General features: G+C 44.3%; 24 protein-coding genes and 2 pseudogenes. 18 read left to right on the forward strand and 8 right to left on the reverse strand.

The window, feature by feature from the left end:
- The first annotated feature begins 105 nt into the window (after window positions 1–105).
- A complete protein-coding gene (locus tag PS053_RS08420) occupies window positions 106–3,957 on the forward strand; it encodes a hypothetical protein (protein ID WP_256879401.1) in 3,852 nt (1,283 codons plus the stop codon).
- A gap of 45 nt (window positions 3,958–4,002) precedes the next feature.
- Window positions 4,003–4,605 (forward strand): hypothetical protein, encoded by a 603-nt coding sequence (locus PS053_RS08425; RefSeq protein ID WP_273774863.1) that lies wholly within the window; start codon window positions 4,003–4,005, stop codon window positions 4,603–4,605.
- Window positions 4,606–4,631: 26 nt separating this feature from the next.
- On the opposite strand, the gene tnpC is transcribed toward PS053_RS08425, so the two are convergent.
- From tnpC to tnpA, 3 genes are read right to left on the reverse strand one after another with little or no spacing between them, the layout of a single operon-like run.
- A complete protein-coding gene (gene tnpC / locus PS053_RS08430; RefSeq protein ID WP_048237919.1) occupies window positions 4,632–6,224 on the reverse strand; it encodes an IS66 family transposase in 1,593 nt (530 codons plus the stop codon).
- A 30-nt stretch (window positions 6,225–6,254) separates the two neighbouring features.
- Window positions 6,255–6,605, reverse strand: coding sequence for an IS66 family insertion sequence element accessory protein TnpB (gene tnpB / locus PS053_RS08435; RefSeq protein ID WP_000624718.1), 351 nt, complete (start codon window positions 6,603–6,605; stop codon window positions 6,255–6,257).
- Entirely contained in the window at window positions 6,602–7,027 is a 426-nt protein-coding gene (gene tnpA, locus PS053_RS08440) for an IS66-like element accessory protein TnpA (protein WP_000422741.1), read from the reverse strand. The genes tnpB and tnpA overlap by 4 nt, the downstream gene beginning before the upstream one ends.
- A 226-nt stretch (window positions 7,028–7,253) precedes the next feature.
- On the opposite strand from tnpA, the gene PS053_RS08445 reads away from it, so the two are divergent.
- Entirely contained in the window at window positions 7,254–7,433 is a 180-nt protein-coding gene (locus PS053_RS08445; protein WP_000925811.1) for a hypothetical protein, read from the forward strand.
- Between the two features lie 268 nt (window positions 7,434–7,701).
- Here PS053_RS08445 and PS053_RS08450 read toward each other — a convergent pair whose 3' ends face one another.
- The gene (locus tag PS053_RS08450; protein ID WP_256879399.1) at window positions 7,702–8,583 is read right to left on the reverse strand and encodes a hypothetical protein; all 882 of its coding nucleotides are present in this window, start codon (window positions 8,581–8,583) and stop codon (window positions 7,702–7,704) included.
- A 113-nt stretch (window positions 8,584–8,696) separates the two neighbouring features.
- Here PS053_RS08450 and PS053_RS08455 point away from each other — a divergent pair, with 113 nt between their 5' ends.
- The 6 genes from PS053_RS08455 to PS053_RS08480 all read left to right on the forward strand — a co-directional run bounded on the left by PS053_RS08455 (window position 8,697) and on the right by PS053_RS08480 (window position 13,617).
- Window positions 8,697–8,936: a helix-turn-helix transcriptional regulator gene (locus PS053_RS08455; RefSeq protein WP_072011107.1), complete on the forward strand. Its 240-nt coding sequence runs from the start codon at window positions 8,697–8,699 to the stop codon at window positions 8,934–8,936.
- Window positions 8,937–9,029: 93 nt separating this feature from the next.
- Window positions 9,030–10,142 (forward strand): IS4-like element IS421 family transposase, encoded by a 1,113-nt coding sequence (locus PS053_RS08460; protein ID WP_256879398.1) that lies wholly within the window; start codon window positions 9,030–9,032, stop codon window positions 10,140–10,142.
- 309 nt (window positions 10,143–10,451) lie between these two features.
- Complete coding sequence (locus PS053_RS08465) at window positions 10,452–11,336, forward strand: GTPase family protein (RefSeq protein ID WP_256879397.1); 885 nt, start codon at window positions 10,452–10,454, stop codon at window positions 11,334–11,336.
- A gap of 236 nt (window positions 11,337–11,572) precedes the next feature.
- Window positions 11,573–12,289, forward strand: a complete 717-nt coding sequence (locus PS053_RS08470) for a helix-turn-helix transcriptional regulator (RefSeq protein WP_256879396.1) — start codon at window positions 11,573–11,575, stop codon at window positions 12,287–12,289.
- Window positions 12,290–12,350: 61 nt separating this feature from the next.
- Window positions 12,351–12,821, forward strand: a complete 471-nt coding sequence (locus PS053_RS08475) for a hypothetical protein (protein ID WP_256879395.1) — start codon at window positions 12,351–12,353, stop codon at window positions 12,819–12,821.
- Window positions 12,822–12,897: 76 nt separating this feature from the next.
- Entirely contained in the window at window positions 12,898–13,617 is a 720-nt protein-coding gene (locus PS053_RS08480; protein ID WP_256879394.1) for a hypothetical protein, read from the forward strand.
- A 96-nt stretch (window positions 13,618–13,713) separates the two neighbouring features.
- Here the strand turns inward: PS053_RS08480 and PS053_RS08485 are convergent, their stop codons facing one another.
- From PS053_RS08485 to PS053_RS08500, 3 genes and pseudogenes are all read right to left on the reverse strand, one after another.
- On the reverse strand, window positions 13,714–13,992 hold the full coding sequence (locus PS053_RS08485; protein WP_256879393.1) for a helix-turn-helix domain-containing protein: 279 nt from the start codon (window positions 13,990–13,992) through the stop codon (window positions 13,714–13,716).
- A 263-nt stretch (window positions 13,993–14,255) separates the two neighbouring features.
- Window positions 14,256–15,667 (reverse strand): annotated as a pseudogene (locus PS053_RS08495) (YfjI family protein).
- A gap of 319 nt (window positions 15,668–15,986) precedes the next feature.
- Complete coding sequence (locus tag PS053_RS08500) at window positions 15,987–16,658, reverse strand: inovirus Gp2 family protein (RefSeq protein WP_256879392.1); 672 nt, start codon at window positions 16,656–16,658, stop codon at window positions 15,987–15,989.
- 397 nt (window positions 16,659–17,055) lie between these two features.
- Here PS053_RS08500 and PS053_RS08505 point away from each other — a divergent pair, with 397 nt between their 5' ends.
- From PS053_RS08505 to ykgR, 7 genes and pseudogenes are all read left to right on the forward strand, one after another.
- The gene (locus PS053_RS08505) at window positions 17,056–17,874 is read left to right on the forward strand and encodes a DUF932 domain-containing protein (RefSeq protein WP_256879391.1); all 819 of its coding nucleotides are present in this window, start codon (window positions 17,056–17,058) and stop codon (window positions 17,872–17,874) included.
- A 32-nt stretch (window positions 17,875–17,906) separates the two neighbouring features.
- Window positions 17,907–18,380, forward strand: coding sequence for a RadC family protein (gene radC, locus PS053_RS08510; RefSeq protein WP_256879390.1), 474 nt, complete (start codon window positions 17,907–17,909; stop codon window positions 18,378–18,380).
- Between the two features lie 7 nt (window positions 18,381–18,387).
- Complete coding sequence (locus PS053_RS08515; protein ID WP_256879389.1) at window positions 18,388–18,609, forward strand: DUF987 family protein; 222 nt, start codon at window positions 18,388–18,390, stop codon at window positions 18,607–18,609.
- Between the two features lie 17 nt (window positions 18,610–18,626).
- On the forward strand, window positions 18,627–18,947 hold the full coding sequence (locus PS053_RS08520) for a type IV toxin-antitoxin system YeeU family antitoxin (protein WP_256879388.1): 321 nt from the start codon (window positions 18,627–18,629) through the stop codon (window positions 18,945–18,947).
- Between the two features lie 31 nt (window positions 18,948–18,978).
- Complete coding sequence (locus PS053_RS08525; RefSeq protein ID WP_306294512.1) at window positions 18,979–19,308, forward strand: TA system toxin CbtA family protein; 330 nt, start codon at window positions 18,979–18,981, stop codon at window positions 19,306–19,308.
- Between the two features lie 316 nt (window positions 19,309–19,624).
- Window positions 19,625–19,723, forward strand: a pseudogene (locus tag PS053_RS08530) (integrase arm-type DNA-binding domain-containing protein); the annotation flags it as partial.
- A 578-nt stretch (window positions 19,724–20,301) separates the two neighbouring features.
- Window positions 20,302–20,403 (forward strand): small membrane protein YkgR, encoded by a 102-nt coding sequence (gene ykgR / locus PS053_RS08535; protein WP_256879387.1) that lies wholly within the window; start codon window positions 20,302–20,304, stop codon window positions 20,401–20,403.
- A gap of 30 nt (window positions 20,404–20,433) precedes the next feature.
- Here ykgR and PS053_RS08540 read toward each other — a convergent pair whose 3' ends face one another.
- Window positions 20,434–20,727: a hypothetical protein gene (locus PS053_RS08540; protein WP_125282434.1), complete on the reverse strand. Its 294-nt coding sequence runs from the start codon at window positions 20,725–20,727 to the stop codon at window positions 20,434–20,436.
- Window positions 20,728–20,864: 137 nt separating this feature from the next.
- Here PS053_RS08540 and PS053_RS08545 point away from each other — a divergent pair, with 137 nt between their 5' ends.
- Together PS053_RS08545 and ykgO are read left to right on the forward strand one after the other, a co-directional pair.
- Entirely contained in the window at window positions 20,865–21,131 is a 267-nt protein-coding gene (locus PS053_RS08545) for a type B 50S ribosomal protein L31 (protein WP_000812362.1), read from the forward strand.
- The gene (gene ykgO, locus PS053_RS08550; protein WP_000866440.1) at window positions 21,128–21,268 is read left to right on the forward strand and encodes a type B 50S ribosomal protein L36; all 141 of its coding nucleotides are present in this window, start codon (window positions 21,128–21,130) and stop codon (window positions 21,266–21,268) included. Before PS053_RS08545 ends, ykgO begins: the two co-directional genes overlap by 4 nt.
- The last annotated feature ends 596 nt before the right edge of the window (window positions 21,269–21,864 follow it).

Consider the following 21,864-nt stretch of genomic DNA (forward strand, 5'->3'; position numbering starts at 1 on the left):
TTTCTCCCCAAACTCAAACAGAGCTTGCTTTGAAGCGTGGGAGGCGCACGAATGTATATCCATAGTGTAAGAACCAGGACAAAAATTTTTTACTAAGGTGAAGGCGTGGCAATCTTTGACATTGAAAAGGACGAATTACTTCGGCTCTCCGATATCCAGCTGGAAGAGCTGATAGCTCGGCTAGCAGAAGCTGAAGTAGCAGTGCATGGCCATAGCCCAGCATGTGTAAATTGGTCTGGTTCAATTACAGCCCCTGACGGAGGAATTGACATCCATGTTCAGGTTCCAGTTGATCAACTGAAAGCAGGCTTTCTTGTAAGACCTGATACGGTCTTTCAGGCAAAGAAACATAAGATGCCTAAGTCTGCAATTGAGAGGGAAATTGGCACCGGCAAAGCACTTTCTCCCATCATTTCTGAACAAGCCAGAAAGCAAGGCAGTTACATCATTGTCAGCCTAGGTGATGATTGCTCGCCGTCAGGAAAGAAGGATCGTCTCAAAGCGATGAGGGATGCAGTAAAAGATGATCCTAACGAAAGTTATCTTCATCTTGATTTCTACGACCGCTCCAAACTCATCCAATGGTTGCGCCAACATCCATCAGTCATGCTGTGGGTAAAAGCAAAGCTTGGACAAGGGTATTCCGGTTGGCAACCCTACGGAGCCTGGAGCAATCCACCACAAGGTGTTACAGACACTTTAATCTCAGCCCCAGGCGTAACCATTACTTTACCATCGGGAAAGGGGCAAAAACTCAAAATTGATGAAGCAATTAACCCAATGCGAGCACTGATCCGTTCGACGAACAAGGCTGTTCGTATTACAGGATTGTCTGGTGTTGGGAAGACTCGAATCGTTCAGGCGCTCTTTGATGAAACTGTTGGAACAGATGCGCTTGACCGAACAGTAGCTATTTATGTTGATACTGGCTATGAGCCAGTACCGTCGGCTACAGCAATGATTGATAACCTGCTCGCTGAAGGCCGGCGAGCAATTATGATCCTTGATAATTGCCCATCAGAACTCCATGCTTCGCTTGCCAGCAAAGTATCAGCCGCAGGGAAAGAAGTAAGTCTCATCACGATCGAGTACGACATTAGGGATGACAAACCACAGACAACTGAGGTCATCCACATTGAGACAGATGGTCCAGACGTGGCAGAGCAACTTCTTATGCGTCGCTTCCCTTCTATTGGTCAGAATAATGCCCGTCGGATTGCAGAGTTCGCAGATGGGAATGCAAGAGTGGCTTTGGCTATAGCGGAAAGAGTGGAGGAAGGTGAGAGTTTAGCCCTACTTTCAGATGCGCAGTTGTTTAATCGCTTGTTTGAACAACGTAATCATCCCGACGGCCATTTACGGGAGCAAGCTGAAATATTGTCACTGGTGTATTCGTTCTCGATATCTAGTCCAGATGCAGCTACCGATGAACTGGAAATATTGGGTGCGCTCTCTGGGTATCCCAAAATCCAGTTATTCAAAGCTGTTACGAAGTTGATGGAACGTCACGTTGTTCAGAAAAGATCCCACTGGAGAGCCATCCTTCCCCATGCCATTGCTAACAAGTTGGCAGCATCTGCACTTAATAGTATTCCGATTGATCAACTTAGAACGACCTTTGAAGCTCCGGATCGGCAACGATTATTGATGTCGTTCGCGCACAGGTTGGGACTATTGCATAGTCATGCTGTGGCTAAAGAGATTGTTGAAGCTTGGTTACAGCCCGAAGGGCTGCTTGGAAAAATAATAGACCTAGATGATGTATCGACACGCATTCTGAATTATATCGCTCCAGTTGCCCCGGGAGCTTTGCTTGAGAGGATTGAAGAAACGCTTGTTACGTCTAATTTTGAGCATTTTAAATCACGCTACAACCCACAACGAACAGCAATTATAAAATTGTTGCAGTTACTTGCATATGAATCGAAATACTTTGAACGATGCATTAAGCTCTTAATCCGTATCGCAGACCAGGAAAGCGCGAGCAATAATTATGATTCGGCTCGAAATAAGATAAAGAGGTTTTTCCAACCTTATCTATCCGGTACCCATGCCTCTTTAGAACAACGTGTTGCGATCATGAATGAATGCATTGATTCAAGTATGGCCGGACGTAGAAGGATGGGGATCGAAATGCTTGAAACTGCTCTCGGCGGACCTCCGTGGACAGGATTCGGGATTAATGAGTTTGGTGCTAGGCCAAGAGATTATGGATTTCGGCCCAGTTACGATGAACTTGTTGCGTGGCTATTCGCCTTCATCGATATTTTAGTGAGATTAGGAACCTCAGGAGTGCCCGAGCTTGAAGACGATGCCAGGCGGATCTTGGCTGATAAATTTCGCTGGATTTGGCGTCATGGAGGAATAAGGTCAAAATTAATTGATGCGGCTCGTAAGTTACATGCCCATCGCCCTTGGGGTGAAGGCTGGAAAGCTGTCCGCTCAACAATCTACTTTTTCCATACAAAAAGAAAAGATAACGAAGACGTAGAACCATTGCCGGAAATACTTGTGACATTGGAACGAGAATTAGAACCTAAAGACTTGGTTTCGGCAATCATGGCTTATGTACTCAGTAATAGGCGCGATTTTTGGGCTCTAGATGCTGATTATGAGCACCAAGGACCTAATAAATTCAGTGAAATCAGGAAAATACTTGGTGCCAAAGCTTTCAAGTTGGGGCACGAATTTGCAGTATCTACCCATGGACTTGATGAGTTGTGCCCTAATCTTTTTTTGCGGGATGGAATGCCGTATCGCGTCGAATTTGGTAAAGGCTTAGCTAACGGGGCTCCTGACCTACGAATTTATTGGCAACAACTAGTCATTCAATTGGATCTACAATACAAATCTCAACGTGATGTTTCGGTCATTCGAGGTTTCATTGAAGAGACTCATTCTATCGATTCAGCATTAGCGCAGGAACTGCTCGATCAGTGTGCACAACATTCCGAACTTCGATTCGAATTAGTCAACCTTCATCCTTGGCAGGAGTTTACTGAAATCGATCTGGATCGTTGCATGTCGCTTCTGGATGACTCTGATATACAGCCCCATATGTATGGGGCAATTCTGTGGGGTGAGCAATTCTCTAATTTGCCAGAAAGCAGGGTACTTGAGCTTGCTCAAAGGCTGCTGAGTAAACCTAATGGTGATGAAGTAGTATTGGAAGCACTGAGTATGAAACTAGCTGATAAAGGAGATGCTACGGATACACTAGGTCTTGCGCTACGAACAATCGGACTATCCGCTGCAATCCAGAGGTTCCAAAGAGATCACAACGATCTCGGCGGATATCTGGATTATGCAATGGAACGTGTTATCGATGCCACATTGCGCTTCGATGGCAACGAGGCTGAAAAGCTAGAATGGCTGAATACAATCTTCGCTGTTGTTGATGAGCATTTTGGCTACATTTATTCTTTCGAAGACGCTATCGGTATCACCGCTGCATGGATGCCAAAAGAATTTCTCAGTCGCATTTTTGATGGTACGGAGGATCAACAACAGAGGCGGCTGCATTTCATCAATCATGATGATTCACATCAGTCTCCTATTGCGAAAATCGATGTAGATATTTTGATTGAATGGTGCGGGACCACTAAAGACCCTCAGGTTTGGGCTTCAGTCGCTTCAGGTATTAATTTATGGTCAAAAGACGGGGAGCAAAGTCCTATTTGCTTGCAGGATGATGCTCTGAAATTTCTAGAAGCCTCACCCGAGCCACGAGCCGTCCTTGAGATCTTTGCCAAACACGTAGCACCTTCATCATGGTCCGGTAGTCGTGCGAACGTGATGCAACCCAGGGTTGAAGCGATAGGCCGGTTGGTCACCCACGAGCGTGCAGACATTTCTAAGTCGGCTAGAGCTGTATATGAAAAACTGACTAACTGGGTTGAAAAGGAAAAAGAACGTGAGCGATTGGAAGATGAGTCATTGGAACAACGGTTTGAATGAAGGCTAGTAGCCGCCTTCACAGGAATTCTGTTTAAAGGAGAAATCATGGAATCTGCACGTGATAAATATACCAGTGAGATTATTGAGGCAGAAGATCTTTGGTTACTTGATGTTGTAGATACGAACGGTTACGTATGCTGGGGATGTGGGATTGAGATGTATCCTTCTGCTTGGCAAAAAGGAAGTAAGAAAAGACCTTCGTTTAATAAAATGCCTGGAAAAGAGCATATCAACTGCGATGCTGATGCTGAAAGCACAGTGGTTAAGCAGGGACAGAAAAAAAGCGTCCGCAACATGCTAGACAGCGCACCGGGTTTGATGCCCGCAGGGTTAAAATTGATTGAACAACGACCCGTTGTTGATCCTGGCACTACTGGTAGCGACAACAACACCAATCCAATACGTTCTACATCGTCAGCATCCAGCGGGGGAAATGCTCCAGCGCGGCAATCCCGCCGCCCGGTTAATGCTATTCGTCAGATTTGTAGGGCATTTATTCGCTTCCCATGTGACCGTGGTATGTCACTAAATATCCCAGGTATAGATGCCGATAATTACATGACCGTGTTTAAAAAACTTAAAGATCCGGTTCAACCCTACCCTGAGCGCCGAGTTTTTTATTCGCAGTTGTTATGGCAGAAATTGTAAGCGTCAACGGAGCACCGTATTGACGCTTATTTATTGGTGAGTACTACGTTCCATGGCAGGAGTTCGTCAACACGGTTGGAGGGCCATTCCGGCAGTACGCTCAGAATATGGCGCAGATACGCTTCCGGATCGATACCGTTCAGACGGCAGGTGCCGATCAGCCCGTACAGCAGTGCTCCACGCTCGCCGCCGTGATCGCTACCGAAGAACACGTAATTTTTCTTTCCGAGACAGACTGCACGAAGCGCTCTTTCCGCTGTGTTATTGTCCGCTTCTGCCAAACCATCATCACTGTAATAACAGAGGGCGTCCCACTGATTCAGTACATAGCTGAACGCTTCGCCCAGTCTGGATTTTTTCGACAGCGTGCCATTCTTCTCCACCATCCATTCATGCAGCGACGTCAGTAACGCTTTGCTTCGCTGCTGCCTGGCTGCAAGACGCTCTGACTCTGGTAATCCCCGTATTTCATCCTCGATGGCGTACAGTTCACTGATTCGCTTCAGGGCTTCTTCTGCCGTCGCACTTTTGCTGCTGATGTATACATCGTGGATTTTTCGCCGGGCATGGGCCCAGCACGCAACTTCTGTCAGTGCACCACCTTCACGTTCTGCACTGAACAACCTGTCGTAACCTGTGAACGCATCCGCCTGCAGGATACCCCGGAAGGGGCGAAGGTGTTGCTCCGGGTGTTTTCCCTGCCGGTTCGGCGAGTACGCGAACCAGACCGCTGGAGGAGATGACGAACCCACATTGCGATCATCCCGGACATACGTCCAGATACGCCCTGTTTTCGCCTTTTTCTGACCCGGTGCCAGTACCTTTACCGGTGTGTCATCAGTGTGAACCTTGCGGGTATTCATTACATAACGGTACAGGGCATCATTCACCGGTGTCATTAACTGGCAGCACGCGTCAACCCAGTTGGAGAGTAAGGCCCGGCTCAGTTCGACACCCTGGCGGGCAAAGATTTCACTCTGACGATACAGTGGCAGATGTTCGCAGTATTTTCCCGTTAACACGCGGGCAAGTAATCCGGGGCCCGCGATACCACGCTCTATCGGGCGGGACGGCGCCGGTGCTTCAACAATACAGTCACATTTTGTACAGGCTTTTTTTACCCGTTCTGTGCGGATCACTTTCAGGGCACTGCTCACCAGTTCCAGCTGTTCAGCGCTGACTTCCCCCAGATAATCCAGCTCACCGCCACACTCCGGGCAACAGCTTTCTTCTGGCTCCAGGCGGTGTATTTCACGGGGAAGGTGTGCCGGTAACGGACGACGATGGCGCGACTGTCGCAACTGGCGGGGAACCTGAGGATCGTCTTCCCGCCCACTGTAACGATCGCTGTCCTGTTCACGTTGTTTCAGCAGAGCCTCAGCCAGTTCAACTTCACGACGCAGTTTTTCAGAACGGGTACCGAACAGCATCCGGCGCAGTTTTTCTATCTGAGCCCGCAGATGTTCTATTTCCCGTTCATCTTCTTCGATCTTTTCTTCGGCACGTGCCAGTGCAGAGCGCAGGAAGGCCTCCGTCTCTTCAACCAGACTCAGTTGCTGGTCTTTCTGACGGAGCTGGCTTTCCAGTTCTGCAATGCGAATGAGGTATTTCTGACTCATGGCCGTTTTTATAATGCGGCCAGGCGTTTTTTACAACATTGTCAGTGCGTTAAGGCGGGATGTTTTTGGCTGACGCCAGTCCAGCTTATCGAGGAGCATTGCCAGTTGCGAGCGGGTAATGGATACCTTGCCGTCACGTACCGCAGGCCAGATAAACTGGCCTTCCTCCAGGCGTTTGGTGAACAGGCACAGACCATCAGCATCAGCCCAAAGAATTTTAACGGTGTCACCCCGTCGGCCACGGAAGATAAACAGGTGACCGGAGAAGGGATTATCATTCAGCACATGTTGTACCTGTTCTCCCAGTCCGTTGAAGGATTTACGCATATCGGTAACGCCGGCAACGAGCCAGATACGGGTACCTGATGGGAGTGAGATCATCTTCCCCTCCCGGTCAGTTCACGGATCAACACCGTGAGCAGCTCTGGCGATGGATTTTCCAGCGTCATGTTACCGTGACGGAATTCCACCTTGCAGGAACTGGCACTGACTCTGGTCTGAGTGGAAGTGGATAAAGACGGCGCAATGGCCGCCACAGGTTCTTTCTGCTCATCCGGCGTTATTTCTACAGGTAATAATTCAACGCCAGTGTCAGAAGAGGTCGTTACCGGAAGACGCCGCGAAACACGCCCTTCGTTCTGCCAGAGCCTGAGCCATTTGAAAATAACATTATCATTGACGCCATTTTCACGTGCAATCTGTGCAACACAAGCTCCAGGTTGTGATGCCAGTTCCACCATACGAAGTTTGAATTCATTCGAATAGTTTTTACGAGGTTCTTTTCGCCAGTCCTGTAATTCCATACTTAGATGTCCGTCTATATCAGATGGGCGTCTAAGTTACCAATTCTCGTCTGATGGCTACATACGGCGGTCAGTTTACGCTTACCAGAAATTTGAGCAAGACGAAAACCGAATTGTCATTCCGCTCTCGGGAGAATGGGCAAAAGACGAATCTGGTAAGTTTAAGCCCTCGCGTAGCTATAAACTACACATTGAGTGGGGAGACTGGTCAAAAGCCAAAAAGACTATGCTTTTGAATGAGCTTGAAACTGTGCAGGAAGAAGCAAAAGAAGCAGTAAATAAAAAAGCTAAAGAGAGAGCTCAAGTCTTCTTTATCGGTGAACAAAGCACTGAGAATCCAGAAATCTTCTACGTGAGTGATTACCGGTTAATCTGCGCGATTATGGGATATATAATTTACCCCTGACGTAAATTGGGCCTTCTTGCAAAATGCAGGCCTATTTACATAATTATTTTCGACTACCACTAAGGCTACGTCAAACCTATAAATTTCATTCAACTTCTCGTGTAGACACAATTACAACAGTCCTCGTAACAATAGTCACATTAACAATGATTGGTTTTCAAATAGATTTACGTGGGTATTTTCATAGCGATGTAACTTCAAAACCCATCAAGACTGATCGTATAGTAGCCCTCCTGATAGACATAACAATATCAAAACCATAAAAATATTAATTGTTAGTATTGTTCTTTAGGACTTTATCAATCTCTACTTTTAGATCACCTGTAAACCATTTATTAAGTCTGCGGCGGATAGTTTCCTCTCTATCGCCTGTATCATTTATCCATTTATCTGGATTGACCTTTTTATCATTATTACAAATATAGGGCATTAAATATTCAAGAAGTTGACGTTTATTTTTCCAGTCGCTATGTGAAGGAATATCCGCAAGTAAGATAACAACTGTATCTTTAATATATTCAAGTTCTGCAAGTTTATTTTTCCCTCCAGCGCTTGAGCGCGCTCTTCTGCATACTTTATCAAAACCACTTCTTAATCGATGAAAACTCGGTGATTCTCGGTTATCATCTCGCGAAATACAGATATTCATATAAGAATAAGCATCAAGAAGAAACTTACAACTTTCTTTTTTATTGCCCAATGAATATTGGAACTGCGCCCAGTAAAAATCTTCTAAAGCTATAGATAGATATATATATTCATAATGTGCATCATATAGTCTTGCTAATCCTGTCAGTTTATACCCGTCCATTTTGTCTCGAATTTCAATCCGATATTCTGCATATGTTTTCTTATAAATAAAAGGTTTCTCAACCATTATTCCATCAACATTTATAAAATCTTGTGAGTAGCGTATATTGTCGCTATTAGTCATATCTACAAAATATTGGCATTGTATTTTTGAATACTCAATAATTTTAAATTGTTCAATTTTATCATAGGCTCTTTGCCTGTAAGTGCACAGAACATCCTGGTTGCTCTCCTTTTTTTCGACTTCAAGTTTCCATTCCAGCTCAAAAAGTTTGTCCTCACAAGCGGTACAAACTTGCAGATAGAAATCATCAAAAAAATTCGCACCCACATCCTTCATGAAAAGTAAATCCCTAAAGTGATTTTATTTTAATGTTACTTTCAGTGTATGACAGCCCCAGCGTGGTTGGCAATATGGACCCACCCGAACAAACACATACTAAGGAAGCCTAGATGTTACAAAACCACCTCTCCTCAAATACCTCCAGTTACGCAAACATTCCTGATTCACCGAGGATCCTGAGGCTAAAAGATGTCATGAAAAAAATGGGAATTTCACGCTCAACCATATACGACTGGCTTAATCCAAAATCGCCACGCTACGATGAAACATTTCCAAAACAACGACAACTGGGAAGGCAATCCGTTGGCTGGCTGGAGTCAGAACTGAACGAATGGGTAATGCGACGCTAGATATCATTTCACCGTATCAGCGAACCGGGGCAATGTCCCATAAGCGCTAACTTAAGGGTTGTGGTATTACGCCTGATATGATTTAACGTGCCGATGAATTACTCTCACAATAACTGGTCAGCAATTCTGGCCCATATTGGTAAGCCCGAAGAACTGGATACTTCGGCACGTAATGCCGGAGCTCTAACCCGCCGCCGCGAAATTCGTGATGCTGCAACTCTGCTACGTCTGGGGCTGGCTTACGGCCCCGGGGGGATGTCATTACGTGAAGTCACTGCATGGGCTCAGCTCCATGACGTTGCAACATTATCTGACGTGGCTCTCCTGAAACGGCTGCGGAATGCCGCCGACTGGTTTGGTATACTTGCCGCACAAACACTTGCTGTACGCGCCGCAGTTACGGGTTGTACAAGCGGAAAGAGATTGCGTCTTGTCGATGGAACAGCAATCAGCGCGCCCGGGGGCGGCAGCGCTGAATGGCGACTACATATGGGATATGATCCTCATACCTGTCAGTTCACTGATTTTGAGCTAACCGACAGCAGAGACGCTGAACGGCTGGATCGATTTGCGCAAACGGCAGACGAGATACGCATTGCTGACCGGGGATTCGATTCGCGTCCCGAATGTATCCGCTCACTTGCTTTTGGAGAAGCTGATTATATCGTCCGGGTTCACTGGCGAGGGTTGCGCTGGTTAACTGCAGAAGGAATGCGCTTTGACATGATGGGTTTTCTGCGCGGGCTGGATTGCGGTAAGAACGGTGAAACCACTGTAATGACAGGCAATTCAGGTAATAAAAAAGCCGGAGCTCCCTTTCCGGCACGTCTCATTGCCGTATCACTTCCTCCCGAAAAAGCATTAATCAGTAAAACCCGACTGCTCAGCGAGAATCGTCGAAAAGGACGAGTAGTTCAGGCGGAAACGCTGGAAGCAGCGGGCCATGTGCTATTGCTAACATCATTATCGGAAGATGAATATTCAGCAGAGCAAGTGGCTGATTGTTACCGTCTGCGATGGCAAATTGAACTGGCTTTTAAGCGGCTCAAAAGTTTGCTGCACCTGGATGCTTTGCGTGCAAAGGAACCTGAACTCGCGAAAGCGTGGATATTTGCTAATCTACTCGCCGCATTTTTAATTGACGACATAATCCAGCCATCGCTGGATTTTCCCCCCAGAAGTGCCGGATCCGAAAAGAAGAACTAACTCGTTGTGGAGAATAACAAAAATGGTCATCTGGAGCTTACAGGTGGCCATTCGTGGGGCAGTATCCCTGACAGCCTACAAAACGCAATTGAAGAACGCGAGGCATCGTCTTAACGAGGCACCGAGGCGTCGCGTTCTTCAGATGGTTCAACCCTTAAGTTAGCGCTTATGGGCAATGTCCCCGGTTTGCTCAACAAAACCACATTCCTCTCCCGTAATTCGAATGCAAAAAAAAACAGACCTGTATTACCGCAATGAATACATTGCAGCGAAGTTGCTGTATCGAATTTTTTTCATTCTGGAGGCTACATGTCTGATTCCTTTGAACGGGGCATTAATGTCCTGAAGCAACCTTTATCCATTCTTCCTGAACATATCTCCGATTTGGTTCTGGAGCATATACGCCAGAGTATTCATTACGAACCCGTGATTGGCATCATGGGAAAAACAGGTGCCGGAAAATCCTCGCTTTGCAATGCCCTTTTTGAACATCCTCTCAGCCCAGTCAGCCATGCAGAAGGCTGCACACGTAAACCTTTGCATTTTACCCTGAACGCAGGAGGACGCAGCCTGACGCTGGTCGATCTGCCGGGCGCAGGTGAATCGCTGAAGCATGATGAGATATATCGCCAGATGTACCAGGAACAGTTACCGAAGCTGGATCTCATTCTCTGGGTGATGAAAGCCGATGACCGAGCCTGTACCACAGACGAAGAGTTCCACCGTTTTCTACTGGATTGTGGCGTATCGACAGACAGCATTGTTTTTGTTATCAACCAGGCTGACAAAGCCGAGCCATCACTGGAATGGGATCGTGAAAAAGGATCTCCTTCAGTGGAGCAACTCATGACGCTCACAGCGAGAAGTGCTGCCGTTTCCCGCCAGTTCTTTACCCCTTACCCGGTGCATGCTGTTTCAGCAAAAACCGGTTACAACATGTCTCGTATAGTTGAAACAATAATTTTTGCCCTGCCACCAGAGGCTACCAGCGGCGTCTTTCGCCAGATCAGGAAAGAACATCGCACCAAAGAATCGGAGACGAAGGCCCGAAAGGATTTCGCGGATTTGTTGGGAGAATTATTGAGCAGGATTCTGGAGGCCATACCTCTCCCCAACGTGATACGCAACGGGCTGGGAGTGCTCAGAGAAGGGCTGGAGAATGCAGCTACCGCAATATGGCACTGGTTTTTCTAATACATCTACCCACTGAGTTAAGCCTCCTGAAAATTATGAATTTCAGCGACAGGATATGTCGCGACCTGCTTCAGTTCTGTCTCTGAAAAAAATAGTTATTGTTAATCAGGATATTACTTAGTTATTTGTCTGGACGTTTTTTCTCTATTCCTCCCGTTACTACGACATATCCTGTCGTGCTCATGCTTCATAATAACATCATTAAAAACAGTAAGTTATCCATGGACATTTTTCTGATGAACACTACATCGACTCGTTATGACCGGTTTGCCATCAGGCTGACACAGATTATCAGCCGGTTACTGTCAGGAGAGTCTCTTGACCTAAAAACCCTGGCAGAAGAGTTTGGAGTATCTGAACGAACGCTACAGCGAGATTTCCACCAGCGATTACTCCACCTTAATATCGTTAGTGAGAATGGGCGCTGGCGACTTGACGGGAAACGCTTTACAGACAGTTCGTTAGATGTTCTGGCGTTTATGCGCAACACCGGAATCACTCAATTGTTTCCGTCACCTGATCGCAGGTTGATGCATTACCTCACGGGTGAAACGTCATATTCACCCTGCCTTATCTGGCCTTCATCGCATTCTGACTCGGTTGTGTCATCAGAATGTTTTCAGCGACTGATACAGGCGATCTGTCAACAAAACTGTATTTATTTGCTGACTGGCAATGATTCTCACACGGTCTTTGAACCTTATCGTCTTATTCACACGGAGGGAAATTGGTATTTAGTTGCCTGTCAGGCCGAAATAATCAGGGTTATTCCAGTAGCCAGCATCAACCAGGTGAAGTTAACCACAGAGAGTTTTGTGCGCAGAGATGACATCTGCCATCTCACTGCGGGTGAGCGGTTCATCTCATCCTTACCTCATGTTCCTTATATCCATGATGTAATGAACTCGGCTAATCATCGTTCATATAAAAAATATTATTCATCAAATAAATAGTAGTAAAAGAGGAGCAACTTCATCAATTAAGAATAATCTACTCACTTAATCAGTAGGCTATATGAATATTGTAAAAATAAAAACATCTTTATATTTAATAATGTTATTAAGCAGTTCTTCGCAGGCTGGTCAGGAAAACTGGGATCTTAAATGTACACTTGATACTGGTGGGGTTATGACACTGAGTCATAAAAAAGATACCGTATATATTACCTATAAACCACAGGATAAAAGTTCTGATAAAGGCAGCGTAGTCATCAAAATGGACACAAATTCAGGTGAAACACAGCAGTCCATCACAGCAAATGATGTTACTGACAATAGAGTCTTTGTATTGCGAGGAACTGGAGAGAATATAGAAGGCGCTATGGCTATCACTTATGAAGAGTACAAAGGTCAGCCTGATGCTCATATCAGTGTCATGAACCCTATGGGTAAAGAAATTGAAAGTCACGCCTGTCTGACCAATACGATCAATGCCAGGAGCAATTTACTTTATGCAGGCATCGAACATATGCCCTTCATTCATTAAAACCAGATTAACCATCTTATCAGGCCTGATTTAGTCAAGGCCACGTAATTTACCAAAACTTCAAAAGGAATCACTCATGTCTAAAAGAAAAGTCCTTACTGGATTGTTTATCAGCTGCTCAATATTTATTCTTGCTGGCTGTGATAATGTATCCGCTTCAGACAATCAGGAAATTATAAAATCACAGGTATTATCAAATATAGACTCAACCAGAACCCTGGGGACTGCATTAGAGCATCGCCAGCGATGTGAATCGTTTAAATGGGAAGATGGAGCCGATGAGCAAGGACGCCAGACTGTTACTTATACGTGTGATATGTCGGCATCTGCAACTAATAGTATCTGGAAAAGGGAAATGACTCGGTTTGCTAATGGCTACTCCAGTTTGATAGAAAGCGCAAAGCGCTCTATAGACCAATACAATGAGGCCTGTGTCGCCAATGGAAGTGATCCTTATTGCTTTAAGAAAGAAGCAGACAATTCAAAATTGAAAGAAGGTTTAAGTGCTGCTAAAAAACTGGCTGAAAATGAAACCATCAAAGTTAAGCAAGTTATTATCTGGAGCGTTTTACCAGAGACAGAGCAATCAGTCCAACTGCTCTCAGCAAAATATTATTTTGATTTTAATAATGGATCTCAGAGCTGGGCTAGCCAACAAGGAGATAACCTTCTAAAAGATATTTACAACAACAATGAGAACAATAACCCCATTATAGGTTTAATCGGCTACGAAGCAGCTAAAATAAACTGTTCATATAGAGCAGACACTGCTGCTTGTAATTATTTAAAATGGTAGCAATGAATAAACAAAGTTTTGGTAAAAAGCAACAAACCTAAAATTAATAATGACAAAACCATTAACATTAAAATACAGCACAATAATGATTTTGTCTTATTTACGCATAAACCAGACACGATGTGAAAAATTATTTAGACCCTTTCCTGGATGAGATAATTCAACGTGATTTTCATCAGAAGTAAACTCCAGTAACTCACTGACATCACAATTAAAATAATGACAGAGAATGCTTAGCACTGGCAGCTCAATCCGGGTGGCGTTATCTTTCCAGAGCGCTGTGACAGTACTACGGGGAAGACCGGTATCGCGTACCACATCGGCAACCTTTAATCTGCGTTCACCCATCAGTCTGTTCAGGTGGCACCTAATCATCAATCACTCCTGTCATACAGAAACTCAAAATGTCATTCAGCAAAGCATTCTGCTTCACAGAAAATAAAAAGCATCAGCACGAACCTGACAGTCGTCAGGCCTGGGTTAAAATGTTAACCGTAAGGTTTACACTGTTGTCGTCTGTTTTTTTGGATGCAGGAACTAAATTTGCTTTTCATTAGAATAATTTTTCTGGCAATACCTTCTGCTTTCACTGCTCCCCGGAGCAGTGAAAGCAGAGGGGGAGTTGTGCAAACCTTACATTAACGATTGATATCCACCATTTGGCTGACCGTACCGTTGCTATTTTTGTATTTATTTATAGATACCAGAGCAGCATCCTCAAGATATCTTAACGCTCTTTTAAAACGGACCACATCACGAAGCTGGTAAGGAGCATAACGTCTTATGTGTGACTTCGCGACAGAGGTATTATTCCTGAAAGGACCTGTCATCAACCACTCCCAGAGCCTTTTGGCATCCTCTTCATCGGAACTCAGGCTGGCAGTCAATATATTTACTGCTTGTTGGTAATAATATTCCATAATCAGAAAAACATAGTTTAGTGTTTCAACATTAATCTCATCACCCTCAAATTCATAAAAAAAGTGCATCAATGCAGCCAGCCTTACCGCATTCTCAGGAAGCTTTGATAAAATTCCCGGCAATGCATCATGCTTTCCTTTCTCTGCTAATATTCTTCGCTCAATTTCATTTTGATACTGTGCAAAGCGAATCTCGCGTCAGCAGAAAAATGCATAACATAATGTGTTGTTCCGGCGAGCGTTTGTTCAAGTAACTCCTCAACTCGCTTGTTAAATTTATCCAGAACGCTGGTATCCACCTGTACATCAGATTGATGAGTTCTTATACCCTGCGTTGATGTAGTTCCAGACCACAGACAGCGGGCAAAAAAACCATTCCCCTGGACACGAGTACTATGCTTTTTCCTGAATAAAATCAACTCATTTTTCTGCGTAACAATAAGCGTCATTAGCCGTGCGTCATCAATGTTCAGTCGATGCCCTTTACGCTCTACATCAACACCACCACCATCCCAGAGTTGATTAAAAAGAGGCGTATTACCCATCGCCCGCCCATTAAAAATCACACCGCCTTCATCGGAGATTAAACCTGACGTACCTATGCTTTCAACCAACCCCTGGGTAATAGCCTCAGGTGTCGCATCACTGTACAAAAGCTTTGGTCGCTTTGGGGGGGTTGGTTTATTAATGTAATGCTTTCTCAATTTCTCCTGCTCAGAAACACTATCACCTCCTTTCTCGAGATTTTTCCTAATCTGGCGGGTAATAGTTTTGTTAATGACAGCCCATGACTGCAAATCAGCTTCATAGATATTTATTTTCCCCTCATAAGTCTTCAGATGCTTTTTCTGAAAGTCTTGTATCGGTTTCTGCAGGAGATTGCACACTGCCGTTTTCCTCTCCCCTGATTCAGCCAGCACAATGCTGTAAAGAGACACAGGGCTTCTTCTTCCATCACTGTGTTCAAACACAACCACACCCTGAGCGGCGAGCGACATTACCGACAACTGAACTCCTGTGATCAACTCTGCCGGTGCATGCGTTATGGTTTGTATAGCCTCTGTTACCTCTTCGAAACGTTGTGGGAAAACTAGTTTCGAGAAATTCGTACTAATCGGATTCGTATTCATGTTTATCTCCTGTGTATCCTTTGAATGAAGAGCAGGAGAGCAACTTAAACGTTAAAATTTATGCTGTGAAGCCACCTCAGTGGAATTAGATTGCATTAGACTGAATTAGTTTAAAACATCAATCTGCAAGCAGCATAGAAATTGAAAATGATTTAACCTCACGACTTTTAATAATTATTTATCAATCTTTTCATTTATAACTGAGACACGGCTTACTGAGTTACGCCTGATATTCACAAGCTCCTTCGGAAATATAATCGATATTTTTATTCATTTAAAAAATCTTTACTTAACCAGTCTTATAATTCACCGTACCTCTTCACTTAATACTACAACCAAAATTTCGTTCCCCATCTGTAAAACATTTACTTTTCTCTTTAGCAAGATAACTTGAGCGAAATATCAGCTCTCTGTAAGCTTCACTTTGCTTACCGTCTTTTGCACTTATGTAATAGCATGGATTGTCAGGTATCTGTACCAGTTCTTTATTTTTAGGATAAATCAAATTAATAGCGCTCATCCATGCTTCACGGATAAGACGAAGCAGTATTCCATTATCACTCTCAAACGATCCAAGACTATTAAAAGCATCCCGGTTAAGTAGAAGCAAAACGTGATAGTGTTTTTTATTATTCGTAGGACAGAACTCCCTGGCCCACACAATACGAGATGAAGTTTCACGTACCCGCTTACCTGCCTTTTTCTGTTTAAGCTCATAGTGCTTTATCTTCGCATTAAGTGAAGCATTGAACCGTGAGATTGCAGCAGCATCTGTTCTGGCATAATCATCGGCAAGGAGCATATCGCAGAGCGGCCTGCGTACGGGCATATGAAGCTCCACCCTTATTGCCATCACCCTTGGGTATTCACCCAGTGCTTTATCAATTGTCTGCTCTATCCGTTTTAGCTGATATTTATTTAGGGGTCCATAGGATTTGATATATTTATACTGAATAGTTTTCGGAACCAAGTCTGTTATATCACAATACATAATCTACCCTCACCACTGATTACATCCTTCAATTTACATTACCAACATAAAGTAACTACTTCATGATATTTAATTAGCATGAGTCCTGTTATAACTAACCTATTATCACTTAACAATAACTCTTACATGATCCCTACATAGACAAACGCCATTAGCTATCCACAAATCGCAAAGATGGCAATAAAAGAAGAAAACCATTATTTCTGGCAAATCAAAACCCCAGAACATTAAATTTTAGTCTGGAGTTATCACATATAATGGATAATAAAAAATCAGATAGAATTTAAATCACGCCTATATTACCCAACCGAATATAACGTTATTTTATCATTAAAAACATTCAACTCTTGCTCAATTATGAACAAGGGATTTATTTTTATTAATAAGGAGTTATTCCATGCGATTAGCAAGCCGCTTTGGTGCGGTCAATCTCGTTCGCCGTGAACGTCCATTAACCCGAGATGAACTAGCGCACTATGTCCCGAGTGTATTCAGCGAAGGAAAACATGAATCACGCAGTGAGCGGTACACCTACATCCCGACCATTACCCTGCTTGATAACCTGCAGCGTGAAGGCTTTCAGCCATTCTTTGCCTGCCAGACTCGAGTGCGCGACCAGAGCAAGCGAGTGCACACGAAACACATGCTGTGCCTGCGCCGTGAAGGGCAAATCACCGGTAAGCAGGTGCCGGAAATCATTCTGCTCAACAGCCATGATGGTTCCAGCGCATACCAGATGTTGCCGGGGCTATTTCGTGCAGTCTGCCAGAATGGGCTGATTTGCGGTGAGAGTTTTGGTGAGGTACGTGTGCCACATAAAGGCAATGTGGTGGAGAAAGTCATTGAAGGGGCTTACGAAGTGCTGGGGATATTCGACCGGGTGGAAGAGAAGCGCGATGCCATGCAATCGCTTTTGTTACCGCCACCAGCACAGCAGGCGATGGCGAAAGCAGCATTAACCTATCGCTTTGGTGAAGAGCATCAACCGGTGACGGAATCGCAGATCCTTTCCCCGCGCCGCTGGCAGGATGAGAGCAATGACCTGTGGACTACTTACCAACGCATTCAGGAGAACTTGATAAAAGGCGGGCTATCGGGACGAACGACGAAAGGTAGGCGTGCTCAACCCCGTGCGGTCAAAGGTATCGACGGAGACGTAAAGCTTAATCGTGCTCTATGGGTGATGGCTGAAAATATGCTTCAACTTGCTTCGTAAACGACTTTTACTATTACCTCTAAGGCCCCGTCATGTCAGAAATAAATCTTCCTCATGATCTTCCGGTAACTGAAGCACGCACCATTCGTCGCGCTCTCCGCTTACTGGAAAAATATCAGCGCCAGCCTGGCGAGCAATTTAATTCCACAACCTTCACGAAAACCTGGCTACAACTACGTCTTGCTTTGCAGGAGCGCGAAGTTTTTATTGTTTTATATCTTGATAATCAGAACCGTCTTCTGCAATGCGAGACGCTATTTACAGGCACGATTAACCATACTGAAGTCCACCCACATGAAGTTGTGAAACTGGCGCTACGCCATAACGCTGCCGCTGTGATTCTTGCCCATAACCATCCATCCGGAGAGACAGAACCTAGTAAACCGGATCAACACATCACTCAACATCTGGTGAAAGCGTTAGCAATAGTAGAGGTACGGGTGCTGGACCATCTTATTGTTGGTATCGGTGATGTACTTTCTTTTGCTGAACGTGGCTGGCTATGAGGCAACCATGAAAATCATCGATAAAAGGGCCGCGATGGCAATTCAGCGACAGCATCCGGATTCCCGGATCTTTCGTTACTGCACAGGCAAACACCAGTGGCACGGCGGCGCCAGTCATTACACCGGTCACGATATCGCGGAGATTTCCGGTGTACTGGCGGTTTATGTAGAACGTCATTGTGACAACCATGGCCCGTATACACGCCTGATGTGCATCACCACCAACTGATATTAAGGAGTAGAAAAATGAAAAATTCATGGGGACTGAAGCGCGACATGACGCCGTGCTTCGGTGCAAGGCTTGTGCAGGAAGGCCGTCGTCTGCATTTTCTGGCGGACCGTGCAGATATTAGCGGTGCGTTTAATGAGGAGGAGGCGCTACGTCTGGATCAAGCATTTCCGCCAGTGATGAAACAGCTTGAATTGATGCTGACAACCGGTGAACTAAATCCACGCCATCAGCATTGCGTCACGTTGCATCATAACGGACTTACCTGCGAGGCGGATACTCTCGGCTCTCATGGCTACGTTTACATCGTTATTTATCCTCAGACATCGAGCCAGTAACAGCTTCTATTCTTTTATCAGGACTCAACTCATGCAGATTTTATCTGTACCGACCACGGTGCCAATTTCGTCACGCCTGTCGCCCGTACAGGTCTGGCAGCAACTGTTAACATACCTGCTGGAGCATCATTACGGCCTCACACTCAACGACACGCCATTCCACGACGACGCGGCTATCGAAGAACATATCGAGGCGGGAATAACACTTGCTGATGCGGTGAATTTCCTGGTCGAAAAGTACGAACTGGTTCGTATCGACCGAAAGGGATTTTCGTGGCAAGAACAAACCCCGTATATTTCCGTAGTGGATATTCTGCGAGCAAGGCGCTCTACCGGCTTGCTAAAAACTAACGTGAAATAAACGCTTAAATACAGAGCAGACTAAAGGAAAGCAAAATGCTAATCTCACAGACGAAGAGACTCCTGCTGTAACCTCCCCTCCCCTGCAAAAAACCTGACATTTTCTTTTAGGACCAACAATGGGACCAAAATGAAAATTGAATTGATTATTAGCACATATAAAACAAATAGTTATAAAACCAATTCAGACTCCGCCAGCACAAGCTCTGCGGGCTTTTTTACGTCTATTGTCGTCCAGTGATGAATTGCTGAGAACCACGACTTATGGCACCCTTTTTGGGCCCCAACGGAAAGGGTCCAAAACTTGAGGGAACCAAATGGCAAAACTCGCAAAAAAACTTACTGATACTGAAATCAAAAATACCAAACCCGGCGATAAGGAAATCAACCTCTTTGACGGAGATGGATTGCGACTATAGTCATCTCACTGAGGTTGTACTTGCTCGCAGCGTCAAAAAATTCTTCTCCCTTTTGCCCTTACATGAGATCACAGATATATCCTGTAATCTTTCCTGACGATATCCCCTCATAGAGAAGCCCGTTTCTTTTCCCGTACTGCCATATATATTCAATCGGATATGTGTCACGCTGTAATGCTATTATTTCTATATTGTTGCCACTCCCTGCGGAACCTCACTGCAGAAATTAAACGCATAATGATCATTATTACCACCATCCCCCTGCTCCATAAACTCCCCAAAGATGATTGTTTTGGCTATTTGATGGTGTTGGCAAATGATAATTGACAATGTTATAGATGATATCTCCAGCATTCTTATAATTTATGGATTATTCATCTCCTGTTCATGCAAAATTTTAATTTTTTTAGCTACTTAAAAATCGCCCATAAATTCTTATGAATCCCAGTAGTGGTAAGTGATGTAACACATCCATTCAAACTTGTGATACATCTCAAAAAATTGGTTGGCCAAAATCGCTATTTATAGAAGAGGCGCTCATGAGGCGTGCTCTTTTTTAAAGCGAGGAAATACCAATGAAAGAGAATAAAACACAGAAAATCAGTAACAAACTGATTAATATCGTTGTTTTCGTTGCAGTTGTTGAATACGCCTATTTATTTCTCCATTTCTATTAATAATATCAAAATAGTTTGCTTAGGTGATATTTAATATATATATACTCTCCCTCCTTTATAATAACTATCCCAGAGGGAGGGATGTTTGCATTTTTTCGAAAGGAATTTTGAAGAAACTGTATTTGTTGTGGCTCTGGAAGAGACTGTGAATTGAATCAGCATTTTTGCTACTGGACGCGCACCGTAACGCTTACCTAAAGATACATAATCGTACCAGCAAAGCAGAAAAACCGACATTCTCGAAGGGGCCATACCGCTTAGCAAAGCTATCATAAACCAGTAATCTGGCTGCTGAATAGTGCCATCACTAACAACCGTCAACATTATCACTTATCCCCGGCAGTTCGATTTAGTTGCTGGAATTCCACATACCATGGACGACCATGAAGATTGAGTGTTGTAATTGTATAGATGAGAATGTATTCTTCTGAGTTATGTTATAACATAACAGGAAAGCAAAAATGAAACAGAATATCCATCCTGAATATCGTACCGTGGTGTTCCATGACACGAGTGTTGATGAGTACTTTAAAATTGGCTCTACCATCAAAACAGACCGTGAGATTGAACTGGATGGTGTAACGTATCCGTACGTGACGATTGATGTCTCTTCAAAATCACACCCGTTCTATACGGGCAAACTGAGAACCGTTGCATCAGAAGGAAATGTGGCACGATTTACCCAGCGTTTTGGTCGTTTTGTTGGTGCGAAAAAGGGGGCACAATGAAGGTACTGAACTCTCTGCGTACAGCAAAAGAACGTCACCCGGACTGTCAGATTGTGAAGCGCAAAGGACGGCTGTATGTCATTTGCAAATCTAATCCTCGTTTTAAAGCTGTTCAGGGACGCAAAAGAAAGCGTTAATTCTGAGTTCAGCCGCTTAATAACATTTTTTGGTTGACCACATAATCATGTCTAATTAATGCTGGTATATTCAGTATGCCAGCATTAACTTATCTGCGAATGGACTCATCTTGCTCATTAATGGTTTGCCAGCTGAGTCCTCCCAGTTTTTGGATAAGATTAATTTCTCCGACATAAAATGAATAAAATCCTCTTTCAGCCACACAACGCCCGAAGCTGACCAGGACAGAGGCAGTCGTAATACTTGTCATGCGAGAATAAGTTCAAGTGAATTAGGTAATTAACCCGATTACATAAATGAATACAAAACATGATAATGTTACGGCTTTATCGTTAATTACTTAATTCCACATGTAAGCAATTTGCCCGCTCGGCATAGCGGGCATTTTTTCCTGATGCTTTTGAATGAGTACTGACGGATGAGTACATTGCAGTGGCATGCCATGTACTGAAACATCAGTCCTCATTCGAAACCACCCATTCGTTTTTCTATTCTGAAATACCGCTAATTCCCTCTGTCAGATAATAAAACAGAATCATCATCAAGCCCCGAACTCTGTACTATACAATTGTATCAGTTATCATTTGCACTTCCT

Origin of the sequence: Escherichia albertii (assembly GCF_028622335.1) — a bacterium.
Classification (GTDB): Bacteria; Pseudomonadota; Gammaproteobacteria; order Enterobacterales; family Enterobacteriaceae; genus Escherichia; species Escherichia albertii.